General features: G+C 66.8%; 13 protein-coding genes. All 13 read left to right on the forward strand.

The genetic code is table 11. The annotated features are described in order from the left end of the window. Positions 1-23 precede the first annotated feature (23 nt). The 13 genes from VGD28_RS08855 to VGD28_RS08915 all read left to right on the forward strand — a co-directional run bounded on the left by VGD28_RS08855 (position 24) and on the right by VGD28_RS08915 (position 15,314). Positions 24-848, forward strand: a complete 825-nt coding sequence (locus VGD28_RS08855) for a hypothetical protein (protein WP_331027975.1) — start codon at positions 24-26, stop codon at positions 846-848. Beyond that, on the forward strand, positions 848-1,129 hold the full coding sequence (locus VGD28_RS08860) for a hypothetical protein (protein WP_331027976.1): 282 nt from the start codon (positions 848-850) through the stop codon (positions 1,127-1,129). Before VGD28_RS08855 ends, VGD28_RS08860 begins: the two co-directional genes overlap by 1 nt. Before the next feature lie 186 nt (positions 1,130-1,315). After that, on the forward strand, positions 1,316-1,516 hold the full coding sequence (locus VGD28_RS08865; RefSeq protein WP_331027977.1) for a hypothetical protein: 201 nt from the start codon (positions 1,316-1,318) through the stop codon (positions 1,514-1,516). Positions 1,517-1,830: 314 nt separating this feature from the next. Beyond that, complete coding sequence (locus tag VGD28_RS08870; RefSeq protein ID WP_331027978.1) at positions 1,831-3,402, forward strand: portal protein; 1,572 nt, start codon at positions 1,831-1,833, stop codon at positions 3,400-3,402. 3 nt (positions 3,403-3,405) lie between these two features. Next, a complete protein-coding gene (locus tag VGD28_RS08875; RefSeq protein WP_331027979.1) occupies positions 3,406-3,591 on the forward strand; it encodes a hypothetical protein in 186 nt (61 codons plus the stop codon). A 4-nt stretch (positions 3,592-3,595) separates the two neighbouring features. Beyond that, positions 3,596-4,477 carry a capsid assembly protein gene (locus VGD28_RS08880; protein ID WP_331027980.1) on the forward strand — a complete coding sequence of 294 codons (882 nt, stop codon included), beginning with the start codon at positions 3,596-3,598 and terminating at the stop codon, positions 4,475-4,477. A gap of 182 nt (positions 4,478-4,659) precedes the next feature. Further along, the gene (locus tag VGD28_RS08885; RefSeq protein WP_331027981.1) at positions 4,660-5,649 is read left to right on the forward strand and encodes a hypothetical protein; all 990 of its coding nucleotides are present in this window, start codon (positions 4,660-4,662) and stop codon (positions 5,647-5,649) included. A 70-nt stretch (positions 5,650-5,719) separates the two neighbouring features. After that, positions 5,720-6,313 carry a hypothetical protein gene (locus VGD28_RS08890; RefSeq protein WP_331027982.1) on the forward strand — a complete coding sequence of 198 codons (594 nt, stop codon included), beginning with the start codon at positions 5,720-5,722 and terminating at the stop codon, positions 6,311-6,313. A gap of 3 nt (positions 6,314-6,316) precedes the next feature. Beyond that, positions 6,317-8,524, forward strand: a complete 2,208-nt coding sequence (locus VGD28_RS08895) for a hypothetical protein (RefSeq protein WP_331027983.1) — start codon at positions 6,317-6,319, stop codon at positions 8,522-8,524. After that, on the forward strand, positions 8,521-8,997 hold the full coding sequence (locus tag VGD28_RS08900; RefSeq protein WP_331027984.1) for a hypothetical protein: 477 nt from the start codon (positions 8,521-8,523) through the stop codon (positions 8,995-8,997). Before VGD28_RS08895 ends, VGD28_RS08900 begins: the two co-directional genes overlap by 4 nt. Continuing rightward, positions 8,990-9,469: a virion core protein, T7 gp14 family gene (locus tag VGD28_RS08905; RefSeq protein WP_331027985.1), complete on the forward strand. Its 480-nt coding sequence runs from the start codon at positions 8,990-8,992 to the stop codon at positions 9,467-9,469. The genes VGD28_RS08900 and VGD28_RS08905 overlap by 8 nt, the downstream gene beginning before the upstream one ends. Next, on the forward strand, positions 9,462-11,636 hold the full coding sequence (locus tag VGD28_RS08910) for a M23 family metallopeptidase (protein ID WP_331027986.1): 2,175 nt from the start codon (positions 9,462-9,464) through the stop codon (positions 11,634-11,636). Before VGD28_RS08905 ends, VGD28_RS08910 begins: the two co-directional genes overlap by 8 nt. A 15-nt stretch (positions 11,637-11,651) precedes the next feature. Next, on the forward strand, positions 11,652-15,314 hold the full coding sequence (locus tag VGD28_RS08915; protein WP_331027987.1) for a hypothetical protein: 3,663 nt from the start codon (positions 11,652-11,654) through the stop codon (positions 15,312-15,314). Positions 15,315-15,336: the final 22 nt, after the last annotated feature.

Genomic DNA, 15,336 nt, shown 5'->3' on the forward strand with positions numbered 1-15,336 from the left:
CTCGTGGACACGAGGGCGTCGGTTTGACCCGCACCCTCCTCATCGACGCCGACATCCTCGCCTACCTCACGACCGCGGCGACGGAACAGAACATCGATTGGGGCGACGGCGTCCGCTCCCACGTCGCCGACTTCGAGGCCGCCAAGAAGGCCGCCGTCGAGTGGCTGGAGGAGATCGTCGAGACCCTCAAGGCCGACGGCTTCATCATCTGCCTGTCGGACGACTTCAACAACTTCCGCAAGGGCGTGTGGCCGGCCTACAAGTCCAACCGCAGCAGCTCGCAGCGCCCCGAGCATCTCTACGACCTCAAGGACTGGCTCCGCGAGACCTATCCAACGCGCTCGATCCCCACGCTGGAGGCCGACGACGTCATGGGTATCCTCTCGACGGAACCCCACGAGGGCGAGCGGATCATCGTGTCGGCCGACAAGGACATGCAGACCATCCCCGGTCTCCTGTTCAACCCCAACAAGGACAAGCGGCCCCGTCGGATCACCGTCGAGGAAGCCGATCGGTTCCTGCTATGGCAGACGGTGTGCGGCGATGCGACTGACGGTTATCCGGGGTGCCCCGGCGCGGGTCCGGCGATGGCCGATAAGGTCCTCGATGGTCTCATGTGGCAGGTCCGCGAACGCGAGTTCAAGAGCGGCCCCCGCAAAGGCATGAAGGTCCCCGAGTGGTTCAGCTACGGGTGTGGTTTCTCAACCACTTGGGAGCGCATCGTGGCGCTGTATCAGAAGCAGGGCCAGACCGAGAAGGACGCCGTCACGATGGCGAACCTGGCCCGCATCCTGCGGCACGGGGACTTTGAAGGCGGTCGAGTGAAGCCGTGGGTGCCTCCGCGGTGATGCAACAGATCAGCGTGAGGATCGACCCGGACTATCCGCATTTCGGGTTAGTCGGGGACCCCGTGTCACACAAGCAACACCCCAACCAGCGGGCCGGCTTGGACCTCTACGTCCATGTCATCAACCTCGACACCGGCGAACGCTGTTTCAAGAAGCTCTACCAGGCCAAGCGCGGATTGCACTTCAAGCACACCGGCTATAGCCCGATGTATCTTGCGGATTTTACCGGCACGGCCCTCGTTATCCCCTTTCAGGTCATCTGCAAAACGGCGCCGTCGTAGCCCCGCGTTCGATTACCCCTGACCTTCGGAGAGGAAAGCCTATTGTAGGTGTATCCTCTACCTCCCTTCCGGTTCCCTATGGGGCCGCTCCTGCACGACGCCTGACCTGATGTGGTCAGGAGCGTCCTCTGTAGTCGAGCGGCCCCATTTTTTTCACCTGCTCGCCGGAGCCGATTTGGAGGCCGAATGTCCTTTCCCGCCACGGCGGCTGGGCTTCTCGAACATATCGAGAAGCTCGTCCCCGAACGTGTGCCGTCAGCGACGGACACGATGGAGGAAATCCAGCGCTACGCCGGAAAGCGTGAGCTGGTCCTCCAACTCATCCGGCTCCGCGAGCAGGGCGACAAGACTCCTGCCGCTGCCCCGCGCAGCCCACGGCGGCGCTGATGTGCATCATCAAAACGCCCAAGATCGCCCCGACGGACCCCACGGCGAAGACGCCGGACCCCGCCGTCATCCGCAATCCCTACCTCGACGGACTTGATCCGAAGGCAAAGTCTCTCCGCACGGGTCGCTCCTCCCTGCGGATCGAGCGTGGCGGGGGTCGAGGCACACCGCCTCCCCCCGTCCACGACACCACCCCCCGCGCCGGTCCCGGCGGCGTCTCCGCCGTGCAACCCAGCGCTTCGCCCGTTCAGGGCGGGGTTCTTGGTGGACTTGGTCTCAAGATTTTGCGTCGGGCGCAGTAAGGACTTCGCCCCTTGGCACAGAAGCAGGGTGACCTCACCCCCCGGGCGAAGCAGCGCTACTCGCAGCTTTCCAACGCCCGCACGACGCCCCTCGACCGCGCTCGGAAGAACTCTTCGCTTACCATCCCGGGCCTTGTGCCGGAGAACGGGCAGGACGCCGGCACGGCCTTCGAGCAACCCTACCAGTCCCTCGGTTCGCGCTGCGTGAACAACCTCGCCGCCTGGATGCTGGTCACGCTGTTCCCCCCGGATCAGCATATGGCCCGCCTATCCGTTCATGAGGACACCGCCGCCGAGCTTGGCGAAGGCCTCGCGAAGGTGACGGAGGGCCTCAACCGGATCAGCAGCAAGGCGCACCTCCTCATCGAAACTGCGGCAATGCGTCCGGTCTTCATGGAGACCGCCCGGCACCTGATCGTCGCTGGTAACGCCCTGCTCCACTTCCCGATCGAAGGCACCTCGCCGCGCATGTGGCGGCTGGATCAGTACGTGGTCCTCCGCGACCACCAGAACCGCCTGATCGAGGCTGTGATCCACGAGAAGGTCTACCCCGCCGCGCTGTCGGAGGAGGTTCGCGCCGCCGTTGGGATCGAGATGAAGTCCGACGAGGACGCCCGCAAGCTGGTCGACATCTACACCCACGTCGAGCGCGTGGAGGACAAGCTCCGCCACTATCAGGAGATCGAGGGCAAGCTGGTCCCGGACTCGGTCGGCGAAGCCCCGGCGGATAGCGCCGGCTGGCTGGCCCTCCGGTGGCAAGCGGTCCCCGGCAGCGACTACGGCCGCGCCCACGTCAGCGAATACATCGGCGACCTCATGTCCCTTGAGGACCTCTCGAAGGCGATCATTCAGTTCGCTGCGGTGGCCTCGCGGATCATCCACATCGTCGACCCGAACTCGATGCTCGACGTCGAGGAGCTGGCGTCCGCCGAGAGCGGCGACTTCGTCACCGGCTACGCCGACAAGGTCCAGACGCTCCAGTTGGAGAAGTCACAGGATTACGCGATTGCCTCGCAGGTCGCCGAGCGGATCGAGCTGCGCCTCGCACACGCCTTCATGCTCCAGTCGGGCACCGTCCGGGACGCCGAGCGCGTCACCGCCGAGGAAATCCGCGCGATGGCGCAGGAGTTGGAGAACGTGCTGGGCGGGGTCTACACGGTCCTGTCGGCCGAGTTCCAGCTCCCGCTGATCCGGCGCCTGATCTACATCCTCCAGCGCAAGCAAGAGGCGCCCGACCTTCCGCCCGACGTGCAGCCCACGATCGTCACCGGGTTCGAGGCCCTCGGCCGCAATCACGCCGCGAACAAGCTCCGCCGGTGGATGGACGACATGGTCGCTATCTACGGCCCAGAGATCGTCGGCAAGATCACCGACCCAACCGAGGTCGGAATGCGGTTCGCGTCGAGCTACGGGATCGAGGACGTGTCCTCGCTCATCAAGCCGCAAGAGATGCAGGCCGAGGAAGACCAGGCCGCGCTCGCCAACCAAGCCGCGCTCGCCGCCGCCCCGCAACTCGCGAAGGGCGCCGTCGATGCCATGAACGCCCCCGCCGGAGACCTTCCGGCCACCATCCCAGGAGCCTGATAGATGGCCAAGAACACCCCGGCGGTCTCCGCCGAAACCCCCGAAGTCGAACAGCCGGCCACCGGCCTGATCGTCGAGACCTCGTTCGTGGTCGAAGACAACACCGCCGCCGAGGCCCCGCCGGAGCGTCCGGTCGAGGTCGAGGAGACCGAGTTGACGACGGGGTTCGTGCTGGAGACGTATCGCTAAGGCGATGACGGACACCACCAACACCCCGACGGAGGAACCGCAGGGTCTTTCGGAGGCCGAGCAGCGTTCGGTCGAGATCGGCCAGCGCGGCATCTCCGACGCCCCTGACGTCCTAGCGCCTCCGCAGAACGGCCCGCAGCGCCCCGATTGGTGCCCCGAGCAGTTCTGGAAGGACGGCCAAGTCGACAACGAGGGCCTGGCCAAGAGCTACGGCTCACTCCGCGCCAAGATGGATGGCGGCCAGCAGCCCGACTCTGGCGCGCCGCAGCAGCAGCAGCAGCCGGCGGATGCCGCGAAGGCCACCGGCGAAGGCGGCAAGATCGAGAAGCCGAAGGCTGACGAAGCCCAGCCGCACGCTGCGCTGCATACGGCGATGGAAGCGGCTCGCGTTGAGTTCGCGACCAACAAGGCCGTGTCGGACGAGACGGTTGCCTCGCTGGAGGCCGCAGGTATCCCGAAGGAAATCTTCGACGTCTACCTCGCGGGCGTTCAGGCGCTCTCGCAGCAGCAGACGGCGCAGATGTTCGAGTATGTGGGTGGCGAGGCCACCTACAACGAGATGACCGCATGGGCCGCGCAGAACCTCTCGGACGCCGAGATCGAAGCCTTCAACACGGCGATCGATAACCCGCAGCTCCGCGAGACTGCGGTTAAGGGCCTCTACGCCCGGTTCGGCGCCAAGCGCCCGGCCGAGGGTAAGCTCGTGACTCCCAACGACGGCGGCGCAACGAGCGGTGACGTCTACAACACCCGCGAGGAGCTGATCCGCGATCAGCGCGATCCGCGCTACCAGACCGACGCGACGTTCCGGCAGGGCGTCATGGACAAGCTCAAGCGCTCGCAGCGCAGCGGCTTCACGGTCGTCGCCCGCTCCCCGCTTTCGTAACCAGCCGGCCCCCTGACGAGGGGGTCTGCACTCCCGGCGCCGCCGGTGCGGCGCCCGGCTACCGACCTTCCAAGAGACAACCCATCCCGAACGAGGCCCCCGCGGGGACAACCTCGGAGATCGGCGGGCCTTGAGGTGGCGGACAACACCCCAACCACCAACCTCAATCCCCACAAGGAAAAATGGCAGACTCCACCCCCAACCGGCCCGGTCAGGACCAGGGCACCGGCGACGCGCGTGCGCTCATGCTGGACCTGTTCGGCGGCGAGATCATCTCGGCGTTCGAGACCGCGACCGTTCTGCGCGACAAGCACCAGACCAAGACCCTCTCGAAGGGTAAGTCGTTCAAGTTCCCGGCCATCTGGCGCGCGGGCGGCGGCTACCACACCCCCGGCGTCGAGCTGACCGGCCGCCAGATCAAGCACACCGAGATCACGGTGGACCCGGACGACGCGCTGGTGTCGGACGTGTTCGTCGCGGATATCGACGAGCTGCTCAACCACTTCGACGTGCGCGCGCCGTACACGAAGGAAATGGGTGAGTTCCTGGCCCGCCACTACGACACCAACGTCCTCCGCACGATCCTCAAGGCAGCCCGCAGCGGCGCCCTGTTCACCGGCGATAGCGGCGGCGGCGCGGTCGTGAACGCCTCGCTGGCGACCGACGGCTCGGCCCTGATCGACGCGGTCTCGGCCGCGAAGGAAGCCATGGACGGCAAGGACGTTCCCGTGAACGCGCAGAGCGTCCACGCGATGTTCAAGCCGGCACAGTGGTATCTGATGGCCCGCACGGACAAGAACCTGAACCGCGACACCAACGGCGGCGGCGCGAGCATCCGCTCGATGACGCTGACCACGATCGACGAGATCGCGGTCCACAAGTCGAACCTCGCCAACGAAGTGTTCGGTCAGGACAACACCGCCGGCGACTACATCGACGCCGAGAGCGAGAAGTTCATCCCGAGCTATTACCGTGCGAAGTTCGGCACGACCGTCGGCGCCGTCTGGACCCCGATGGCCGCCTGCTCGGCGATCGTCCGCGACGTCGGCTTCGACATCGAGCCGCAGCCGCGCAAGCTCGGCACACTGCTCATCGCGAGCCTCATCACCGGCACCCGCACGCTTCGCTCGAAGTGCGCGGTCGAGCTGCGCACGGGCGCGATCCCGGCGTGATCTGAAAGGGGGAGTCTTCCGTAACTGGAGGCTCCCCTATTTTTTCCTTCGCTCTCCCGGAGCTTCACCCATGCCCATGATTGCGCCGCTGACGGAACTTGAAGCCGTCAACAGCATCCTCCTGTCCATCGGTCAGGCCCCGGTTAACACCCTCTCCGTCTCGGGCCTCACGGATGCCTCCGTGGCCCGCACGAAGCTCACGGAAGTCACCCGCCGGGTTCTTACCCGCGGATTCGCATTCAATCAGGACGACGACTGGCCGCTCGCACCGGACGCTGACGGCGTCGTGCTGATCCCCGCCGGTGTCCTCAAGGTCCGCCCGAACGATCAGGCGCTCGCCGTCCAACGCAGCCACCCGGTCAAAGGGCGGGCGCTGTGGAACCGGCAGGAGCGATCTTGGTCGTTCTCGGAGGCCGTGCCTTGCCGGATCACCTGGGGCTTCCCCTTCGAGGAACTCCCGGAGACCGCCCGCTGCTACATCGCGACGGTCGCCGGTCGCCAGTTCCAAGCCCGCGTCGTCGGGTCGCAAATCCTCGATCGCTTCCTTGAGGAGGACGTCGCTTCGGCGTGGGTCCTGCTGGAGCGCGAGGAGCGCGCCGCGCGCGGCACCAACCTCTTCCGCAACAACGCCACCCTCGCCGGGTTCGGCTCCCGGAGCTTCTAACGCATGAGCCTCCGTTCGAGGGTTCTGCCCTCGCTCATCAATGGCATCTCGCGTCAGCCCCCGATCCTCCGCTCCCTCGATCAGAACGAGGACGAACTCAACACCTGGGTCCGTCTTATCGACGGCGTCGGCCGCCGGCCGCCTACGGAGTTCATTGCGGAGATCGCAGACGGCCCGCTCGACGACGCCTTCGTCCACCACATCAACCGGGACACCTCGGAGCGCTATCTGGTCATCGTCAAGGATGGCGAGATCAGCGTATGGGACCACGAGACGGGCACCCCCTGCACCGTCAACGCCCCCGGCGGCCTCGAATACATCGCCGGCGATCCCGCGAACCTCCGAGCCTTCACCGCGGCGGACTATACGTTCATCGTCAACACCTCGAAGGTGTGCGCGATGGCGCCCGCAGGGGCGGACGAGGAGGAGCCGCCGGAATATTACCGGATGCCCTCATCGCGCCCGCAGGCCACCAACGGCATCCTGGCGGACATGCCACCGGACGACGGCTACTACACCGGCGGCGAGTATCAATACCCGCCCAACCCGACCCTCGGCACACTGACGGGGGAAGTTGCGTCGATCGAGAAGCTACCCGAAGAAGCGGCCGAGGGTGCCCTCTACAAGGTGTCCGGCGCGTCCAGCTCCGCCCCCATCGCGTCCTTCTACGTGGTTCGGCGCGGCGCGGTGTGGGACGAGACTGTCGGCCCCGGCCTCACGAACTCCCTCGACGCCCTTACGATGCCTCACGCGCTCGTGCGGGAGGCCGACGGGACCTTCTCGTTTGCACCATTCTCATGGGCGCCCCGCCGCGTCGGCGACGATGCGACCAATCCCCGGCCCACCTTCGTCGGCCGCACGATCAACGGCCTGTTCTTCTATCAGAACCGCCTTGGGTTCCTGTCGGACGAGAACGTCGTGTTCTCGGTCGCGGGTGACTTCGGTAACTTCTGGCGCTCGACGGTCCTCGACTATCTCGACGGTGACGTGATCGACGTCGCTGCGTCCTCGACGGGCGCGGACGGCAAGGTCTCGATCCTCCGCAACGTGGTTGCCTTCTCCGACGGCCTGCTGGCCACCTCGGATCAGACGCAGTTCTCCCTCACAAACGGCGAGGACGGCCTGACGGCTTCCTCGGTCGCCGTGCGCGCCGTCACCCACTACGAGGTCAACAACCGCGTTCGACCTGCCGTCCTCGGCACGGAGGTCTACTTCCTGTCCGACGGCGCCGGAGGCACCTCGGCATGGGAATACACGCGGCCGCAGACGGCGGACGCTACGAGCGCCGCGGAGATCACCGCGCACGTCAAAGGGCTGGTCCCGGCCGGCGTGCGGACAATGTCGTCTGCCCCGGACTTGAACGCGCTGTTCCTCGGCCTCGGCGACGAGCGCCTGTTCGTCTACCAGCTCTATTGGGACGGGAACGAGAAGGCGATGTCGAGCTGGCGGCGGTGGACGCTGCCCGGTGACGTCCTCGCGACCTCCTACATCGACGGACGGCTCTACTGCCTGGTCGAGCGGGATGCCAAGGTTTCACTCCAGCGGATCGACCTTCGACTCCTCGCGAAGCCCCCACAGCAACCCTACCCGGTCCATCTGGATCGGCTGGTGACGCTTGAGGGCGTCTATGACGCGGAATCCGGCCGCACGACCTTCGAGCTGCCCTACTCGGCTGACACTGACCGCGTGCTGATCGTGCGCGGCGAGGAACACCCCACGGCTCCCGGCGGGCGCATCAACCCGGACCTCTACGAGTGGACGGGCAGCGACACGGTCTCCGTCCCCGGCGACGAGTCGGTGTCCACCTGCTGCCTCGGCGAGCGCTTCCGGTCGCATATCGTGTTCTCCCGACAATATCCGGTGAACTATCAGAACCAGCCGCTCGCCACGGGGCGGCTCCAGCTGCGCACCTTCACGGTCAACTACGCGCTCACCGGGTCCTTCGTGGCCGAGGTGAAGCCCTACGGTGATCTCGGGGAAGACTCGCCTTCCCAGCAGAACATCGTCAAGCGCGCGCAGTTCACCGGTCGAACCCTTGGCGACAGCGGAAACCGCCTGAACCAGCCTGCCAACGCCACCGCCAGCTACACCTTCACGGTCTACGGCGATGCGTCGAAGGCGCAGGTTTCGGTCTGGACTGACGATCATGGCCCGGCCACCTTCGTCTCGGCGGAGTGGGAGGGCTTCTACTTCTCGCGGGCGCATGGATGATCGACGTTGTCGACCTGCGCACGGCCTGTCCGGCGGTGTGGATCGAACACCTTGCCGCTAACATGCGGAAGCAGGACCTTGACGAGATCGCTGCGTCTTCGGACCTCGCGCCTCTCGATGCCCTCACAGCCTCCCTAGGAGCATCCTCGCACGCCTACGCGGTCATCGGCCGCGGCGGCGATCCAGTCGCGATGTTCGGCGCCGCTCCCCATCCCCTTCCGGGGGTGGGCGTGGTGTGGATGCTGGGGACCGACGGTATCACGCGGGAAGCCTATGGGATCGCCCGCCGAACCCGACGCTACTTCGACGAGCTGAACGCTTCCTACTGGATGCTTTGGAACTTCATCGACGACCGCAACACGGTCTCGATGCGATGGCTCCGCTGGGGAGGGTTCCGCCTCCTTGCATCCCACCCCGAACACGGCCCCCAGCGCCGCCCCTTCCACACCTTCGCGAGGATCAACCATGTGTGACCCTGTTACGGCGGCGATCGTCACGACGACCATCGCGGTCGCCAGCGCGGGCGCGCAGTCCATCGCGGCGATCAACACGGCCAAGGCGCAAACCAAGGCCATCAACGAGCAGCGCGCGGCTGTGCGCGAAGAGAACCGGCAGGCCGCTTCGGCGGAGCTGTTCGACCAGATGCGCGGCGCGCGCCGCGAGCAGTCTCGCATCCGTGCTGCTGCTGGCGAGGCAGGGCTGTCGCTGGAGTCGGGGTCCGTCGAGGGCCTGCTCATGGATAGCGCCATGCAGATGGAGCTGGCAAGGGATCGAACCCTCGCCAACATGGAGAGCCGGCACCGCGCCAACGAGGCGGAGGCCAGCTCGATGCTCTCCCGCATCCAGCAACCCACGGCGCTCGGGGTGGGCCTGAACCTGGCCACCGCTGCGGCGGGCGGCTGGTCCGACATCCAAGGCGCGAAGATCAAGGTGAAGAATGGCTGATCTGTCCCGCACGCGGGCGCGTGAAACTCGGCAGGACCGCCCTGTCGATCGCCGAGAGGGCATCATCCCGTCCCGGCGGAACACCGAAGCGCCCCAGCGGCAGGTCAACGCGGACATGCGGTCGGCGCAGCGCGGCGATGTCGGCGGCGCGGAGCAGCTCCGGCGTATCTTCGGCGGAGCCGAGGACGCGGCGTCGAGCTTCAAGGCATATGCCGACCAGCGCTTCCAAGAGGAGTCCAACGCGAACACCGCGCAGGGCGCGATCGACGAGGCCGCCGGCAAGGTGGACGAGGCCAAGATGGCCAAGAGCGCGGCCTATCGTAGCTCTGTCACCGACGGTCGCACAAAGTCCTCCTGGTATAAGCATCTCCGCGACATCGACGAAGGCGCACGCGCCATCATCGAGAAGCAAACCAGCGCCGATCCCGCCGAGCGGGAGGCCGAGCTGGACGCCTACTTCGACCAGCAGTTCCGCGGCTACGCCCTCAACGAGGACGGCACCGTCAAGGACTTCGGGTCCCCCGAGACAACCCGCTGGCTCGCCGGCGAAATCCAGCGGAACCGCGCAACGATGCGCGACGGCGCCATGGCGGCCGTCGAGAAGCGCATGAACGAGGAAGCGATCGACAACTCGGTTGCCACCATCCAGTCCCGCATCCGTGCCGGGCTGTCGGTGGACGTCGAGGAGGCGATGGCCATGCTCCCGCCCACGGCAGACCGAAAGGCCGCCAAAGAGGCACTCGTGGCCGGCGTGATGGAGATCGCGGCGGAGACCGAGGAGAGTGATCCGGCACGCGCCGAGGCTATTGTCCGGGGACTGCTGAACGCCCCCCGTGGACCCTCGGCGGCCGCTCTGGAGGACGAAGGGACAATCGCGGAGGTCGCTATCCCGGCGTCCGTCGTGGCCCCCGCGGTTCCCCTGTTCGAGGGCTTTGCCTCCGCCCGCGTCAGCTCCGGCATGGGCGCCAAGCGCGCCTCCGGCGCGCACAACGGCGAAGACTTCCCGATGGCCGTCGGCACGCAGCTACGCGCCCCGATGGACGCCACGGTCGAGAAGGTCTGGACGAATGAGCGCGGGGGCCGGCAGGTTCTCCTGCGGCTCGCCAACGGCGACACCCTCGGGGTCGCCCACCTGTCCGTCCAGAGCGTATCGCAGGGCGACAAGATCACCGCCGGGACCGTCTTCGGTCTCTCCGGCAACACCGGCCGCAGCTCCGGCCCTCACGCCCACGTCACCGTCCGCAAGGGCGGTAAGACCGCCGTGGCGGCGTCGGAGTATCTCGGGAGCCTCCAGCAGGCCACCAGCGAGGGCGCTCCGATGGCCCCGAAGGTGCCTGGTGAAGGTGAGTTCGGTGTGGACACGGCCGGCCTTGAGGTCGGCGGCGCATACGCGCTGAACCGTTCCGAGCGTCTCCGCGTCCGCGAATACCTCAACGGGATGCAGACTCGCATCAAGTCCCGTGAGGAGCGCAAGAAGGCCGAGGCGCAGGACGAGGCGGCGGGCGGGTTGCTCGATCGCATCAACGGCATCGGCGCCTATCCGACCAAGAAGGAAATCCTCGACGCCCGGCGGAACGATCAGATCGACGCCTCGCAGGCGGCGAGCCTGCTTGGCCAGATCGAGGCTGACGAGAACCGCGCGCTTGCGCAGGAGGATCGGCGGCTCGCCGCGATCGATCGCGCAGAACGCCGCGAGGAGAAGAACGCCGCGACCCGCGCGCAGCGCTTGGTCGAGAAGTTCATGGGTCCGGTCTACGGCGGGAACCTCTCCGTTCCTGACGCCTCGCGCCGGCTGCTCGAACTCGCCCCCACCATCTCGGACCCCGACGTCCGACGGTCGGTGGTTGGCACCGTGCGGGCTGAACTCGGAGCGATCGTCGACGTGCGCCAGCAGACGCCGGCCTATATCGACACGCAGGAACGCCTTGACCGCATGGAAGCAGGCATGATCGCGCAGCTACCGGCGCAACTCTCGGGCAGCCGCGGCCCCTTCCCTGGCGGCCGCAAGCGGGCCGAGCAGCTCATCAAGAACTACGTCAACCAGCAGCGGACGCGCCTCGGGCGCGCAGCGATGGGCGACGGAGACCTAAACGCCATGTCCAAGTCCGTCGATGCCGACGCGAAGGCTTGGCTGGGTCAGCAGTTCGGCGGCTACATCCGCCGCTAATCCCAAAGGAACCCTATGCCGCAGCAAGTCGAGGAGATTGACTGGTTCGAGCAGGCCGCAGCGCCCTCCACGCCCCAACGGGAAACTCGTCAACGTCCCCAAAGCCCCCGTCGGGAGTCCTCGCGCCTCGAAATCGTCGCTGACGCAATCGACAAGACGGGGATGTTCGGGCCGGTGTGGTCCGTCGCGAACAAGCTCGGCATCGCCGACGAAGCCGCGGCGTTCGCCTCCGGTGCCGCCGACACGGTCACGCTGGGGTTCCTCGACGAAGCGGCAGCGGGCATTCAATACCTGACGGGCCGGGCGCCCTCCTACTCGGAATCGCTCCGGCGCAACCGCGAGGCCGTGAAGGTGATCGAGGAGGAGTCGCCCGGCGCGTTCATGGTCGGCCAGCTCGCCGGCGGCCTCGTGCCTGTCCTGGGGCAGGTGGGCCGCGGCGTGAGCCTCGGCTCAATCGCCCGCGGAGGTGCCGCCTACGGCGGAGTCTACGGCATCGGCGCGGCCGACGAGGACACCCTTGAAGGTCGTGTCGGCGGCGGCGTTGAGGGCGCACTTTACGGCGCGGCCGGGGGCCTGTTCATCGGCGGGGTCCTCATGCCCCTCGCGGTGGCAGGCGGGCGCCGCCTCGGCGTCCTGTTCAAGCACGGCAAGCCCAATAAGCTCGCCCCCGAGGTCCCCTTCGATACCCCCTCGATCCGCCCAACGTCAGCGTCCGGGGAACTCGCAGATGATGCAGCTCGCCTCGCGCAGGCCGCAGACGGTCCCGCCGAAGGTGCCCTCCTGTCCCTTCGAGAACTCCTCGGGGACCCCGACGCGGCGCGCGCGGCGCTCCGCAAGCGGCTTGGCGCGATGAGCGCGGAGCAGGCGCAGGGCGTATTCGCCCGCCTGTCTAAGGCGGAAGCCGACGGCACGCTGGTCGACGACCCACACTTCCGCTCTCTGCTGGGGATCGACCTTGGCGACGAGAGCGTAACCCCCGAGACGGTCTTCACGGCAATCGAGCTGTTGGAGGAAGCGTCCGAGGAGATCGCGAAGAAGGCCGGCCTCGGCAAGGTCTCCTTCGCCTCGCAGGACGCGCAGTTCCGCGAGCAGCTCAAGCGCGGGGTCACGATGGGCGATCTGGAGGATGCCCTCCAGAAGGCACAGAAGGGGTTCATCGACGGCCGCATGGCCACCCATGCGCAGCTCTTGGCGGGCGTTCAGCTCGTCCGTGCGCGCACCGATCTGCTCCCGAAGGTCCTCGCTGGTGAGACCGGCGCACGCGAACAGCTCGCCGACGTCATCACCAAGTCAGCGCACATGCTGACGCTCGCGAACGGCATCAAGTCCGCCTTCGGTCGCAACCTCGGCTCGCTGGCGAACCGCCCATCAAAGCTCATGGCCGAGGACATTGCGGACGACGTGATGTCGCTCGACAGCATCGAGGCGATCCGCAAGCGGGTCGATGACTCGTTGAAGGAGCTTGGCGACAAGGAGCTTGGCGATCTGCTGGCCCGGCTACGCACCCTCGACGATGCCGCGGAAGTGGTGGACGTCCTGGTCGATGCGCAGGCGGCAAAGCAGTTCAGCACCTACCGCAAGGCCATGAACAGCGTGACGACGTTCTTGCGCTCCAACGCGCTGACGCCTGCCACGGCTCTGTTCAACACCATCTCGTTCATCGGCCACGACTTCTTCCGCCACGTTGCGGCGAGCCGCTGGGCCTCCCACCGACTCCGTCAAGCGGGCAAGCTGCCCGAGGCGATGGCGCTCGATCTGGAGCGCAAGATCGTCAACGGGGTCTACTGGAACGCGCACCGTCGAGGTCTCTCGGCACTCCTGTCGCGGGCCAAGTGGGAGTTTTGGGGCGACGTCGAAAGTGTCGCGCGGGTTGGTTGGGGGACCGGGAAGGTCTCCGATGTCGCCGCGGGGCAGCGCGCCGCAATGCTCGCCGACGGCTATTCGCCGCCCAAGCTCCGCGAGGACAAGACAGGCCCCCGCCTGACGTCGGCAGAGGTCGAAGGTGGTGGCGGGTTCGGCAACATCGTCTACCACCTGGAGAAGGCCAAGGCGGTCACGCTCAACACCATCGACGCCGCCGGCACGGCATCCGTTCGGATGTTCACCGGCGCGATCGACGATTGGGGCCGCGAGTTCGTCCGGGTCAAGCAAACGCTCGCCGAGAGCGCGCGCTTCGCGATCCGCGAGGGCATCGATGCCGGCATGATCGGCGACGACCTGCTGGAATACGCAAAGCACCGCGCGAAGGAGCTGGCGGAGCTTCCCAACTCGAACATCCTCGACCGCGTGGAGGCCGCCCTGCTCAAGGGAGAGGACCTCGACGATGAGATGCAATTCTTGGTCGCGCGAGAGCGGGCCGTCGAGAAGGAGGCCGACGCAATCCTGTTCATGGACGGGCCGCAGACGGTCGCCGGCCGGGCTTCGGCCACAGCCGCGCGCGGTCTCGATCGCGTGGCAGGTCTCGGTCAGGTCGAGGGTGTCCTCCTCCCCTACATCAACACCCCGATCCGCATCTTCGAGCGCGGTCTGGTCTCCTATACCCCGTGGGGCGGCAAGGCGGACGAAATCCGCCGCGTGCTGCAAGCAGGTGGACCCGAAGCGGAACTCGCGAAGGCCCGGATGGAGATCGGCGGGATGATGATCGGCGCCGGCATGGTCCTCGGGCTATCCGGTGGGCTGGTCGTCACGAACGGCTCTTGGAACGGCTCGGCCTCGCTGGAGGCTGGCCCTCCGAACCGCGTGCAGCTCCCCGACGGCTCCTACATGGAGATCGGCCGGCTCGATCCGTTCGCCCTCACGCTCACCATCGGCGGCTTCTTGGGCCAGGCGCTCCGCGCCGGGTTCAAGGACGGCACCGAATACGACGCAGCGCAGGGCTTCCACACGGCGCTCCAGATCGGAATGCTGGCGATCCAAGACGGCCTGCTGGAGAAGTCCTATCTCTCCGGGGTCAAGGACTTCGTCGACGTGGCATTCCAGCGGGACGGCGGCCGGGTGGTCGATGGGCTGAACAGGCTCGCCGTCGGTGCCCTAACGCGAGCGATCCCGGTCTCTGGCACCTCGCGCCAGATCAACGACACGATCAGCGGGCAATCGCCCGAGGTCATTGGGTGGATGGACAACATGCTCCGGGCGATCCCCGGCGCAGGTCTGTACCTGGCTCCCCGGCGAGACCCCCTCGGAGACGCCGTCGAGGCACGCACGATGGGCGTGGCGATCGGCAACGAGAACACCAACAACGGCGCCCCGATCAGCGACGTGAAGCGTCAGCTCCGCGCGCTCGATATCGACATCACCAACCTCAAGAAGGCGGACCCATCCGGGTTCGATCTGACGAGTGAGGAGCTGTCCGAGCTGCGGCGGCTCCGCGCCAAGGAAGCGGTCAACGACGATGGCGAGACGATGGAGATGGCGCTGGCGAACCTGTTCGCTGACCCGTGGTTCCAGTCGTTGCCGTCGAAGGACCAGAAGCAGGACGCCGTCGTCGAAGTCATGGGCCAGTTCAACGAACCGGCGCGTGAGCTGATGGAGTCCCGCGACCTCACCTACCTGTCCAACCGGACAGCCTACAAATCCCTGCAAGACTACATCGAGGCCGGCGCGGATCGCTCGCAGGCCCGCGACATGGTCCGGCAGGAAATCGAAGCGACTGGCCTCCCCGAGGCTGACCGGCTGTAGCGCCCCTGTCCTGTGGGATGGA

The sequence above is a fragment of the Sphingomonas sp. genome (genome assembly GCF_036402235.1).
In the GTDB taxonomy this organism is placed as follows: Bacteria; Pseudomonadota; Alphaproteobacteria; order Sphingomonadales; family Sphingomonadaceae; genus Sphingomonas.

Excerpts from the sequence above, each read along its gene's own strand:
- VGD28_RS08865 (WP_331027977.1), top strand. The coding sequence starts at position 1,316 with ATGTCCTTTCCCGCCACGGCGGCTGGGCTTCTCGAACATATCGAGAAG.
- VGD28_RS08880 (WP_331027980.1), top strand. The coding sequence starts at position 3,596 with ATGACGGACACCACCAACACCCCGACGGAGGAACCGCAGGGTCTTTCG.
- VGD28_RS08915 (WP_331027987.1), top strand. The coding sequence starts at position 11,652 with ATGCCGCAGCAAGTCGAGGAGATTGACTGGTTCGAGCAGGCCGCAGCG.
- VGD28_RS08910 (WP_331027986.1), top strand. The coding sequence starts at position 9,462 with ATGGCTGATCTGTCCCGCACGCGGGCGCGTGAAACTCGGCAGGACCGC.
- VGD28_RS08875 (WP_331027979.1), top strand. The coding sequence starts at position 3,406 with ATGGCCAAGAACACCCCGGCGGTCTCCGCCGAAACCCCCGAAGTCGAA.
- VGD28_RS08900 (WP_331027984.1), top strand. The coding sequence starts at position 8,521 with ATGATCGACGTTGTCGACCTGCGCACGGCCTGTCCGGCGGTGTGGATC.
- VGD28_RS08905 (WP_331027985.1), top strand. The coding sequence starts at position 8,990 with ATGTGTGACCCTGTTACGGCGGCGATCGTCACGACGACCATCGCGGTC.
- VGD28_RS08860 (WP_331027976.1), top strand. The coding sequence starts at position 848 with ATGCAACAGATCAGCGTGAGGATCGACCCGGACTATCCGCATTTCGGG.
- VGD28_RS08885 (WP_331027981.1), top strand. The coding sequence starts at position 4,660 with ATGGCAGACTCCACCCCCAACCGGCCCGGTCAGGACCAGGGCACCGGC.
- VGD28_RS08895 (WP_331027983.1), top strand. The coding sequence starts at position 6,317 with ATGAGCCTCCGTTCGAGGGTTCTGCCCTCGCTCATCAATGGCATCTCG.
- VGD28_RS08890 (WP_331027982.1), top strand. The coding sequence starts at position 5,720 with ATGCCCATGATTGCGCCGCTGACGGAACTTGAAGCCGTCAACAGCATC.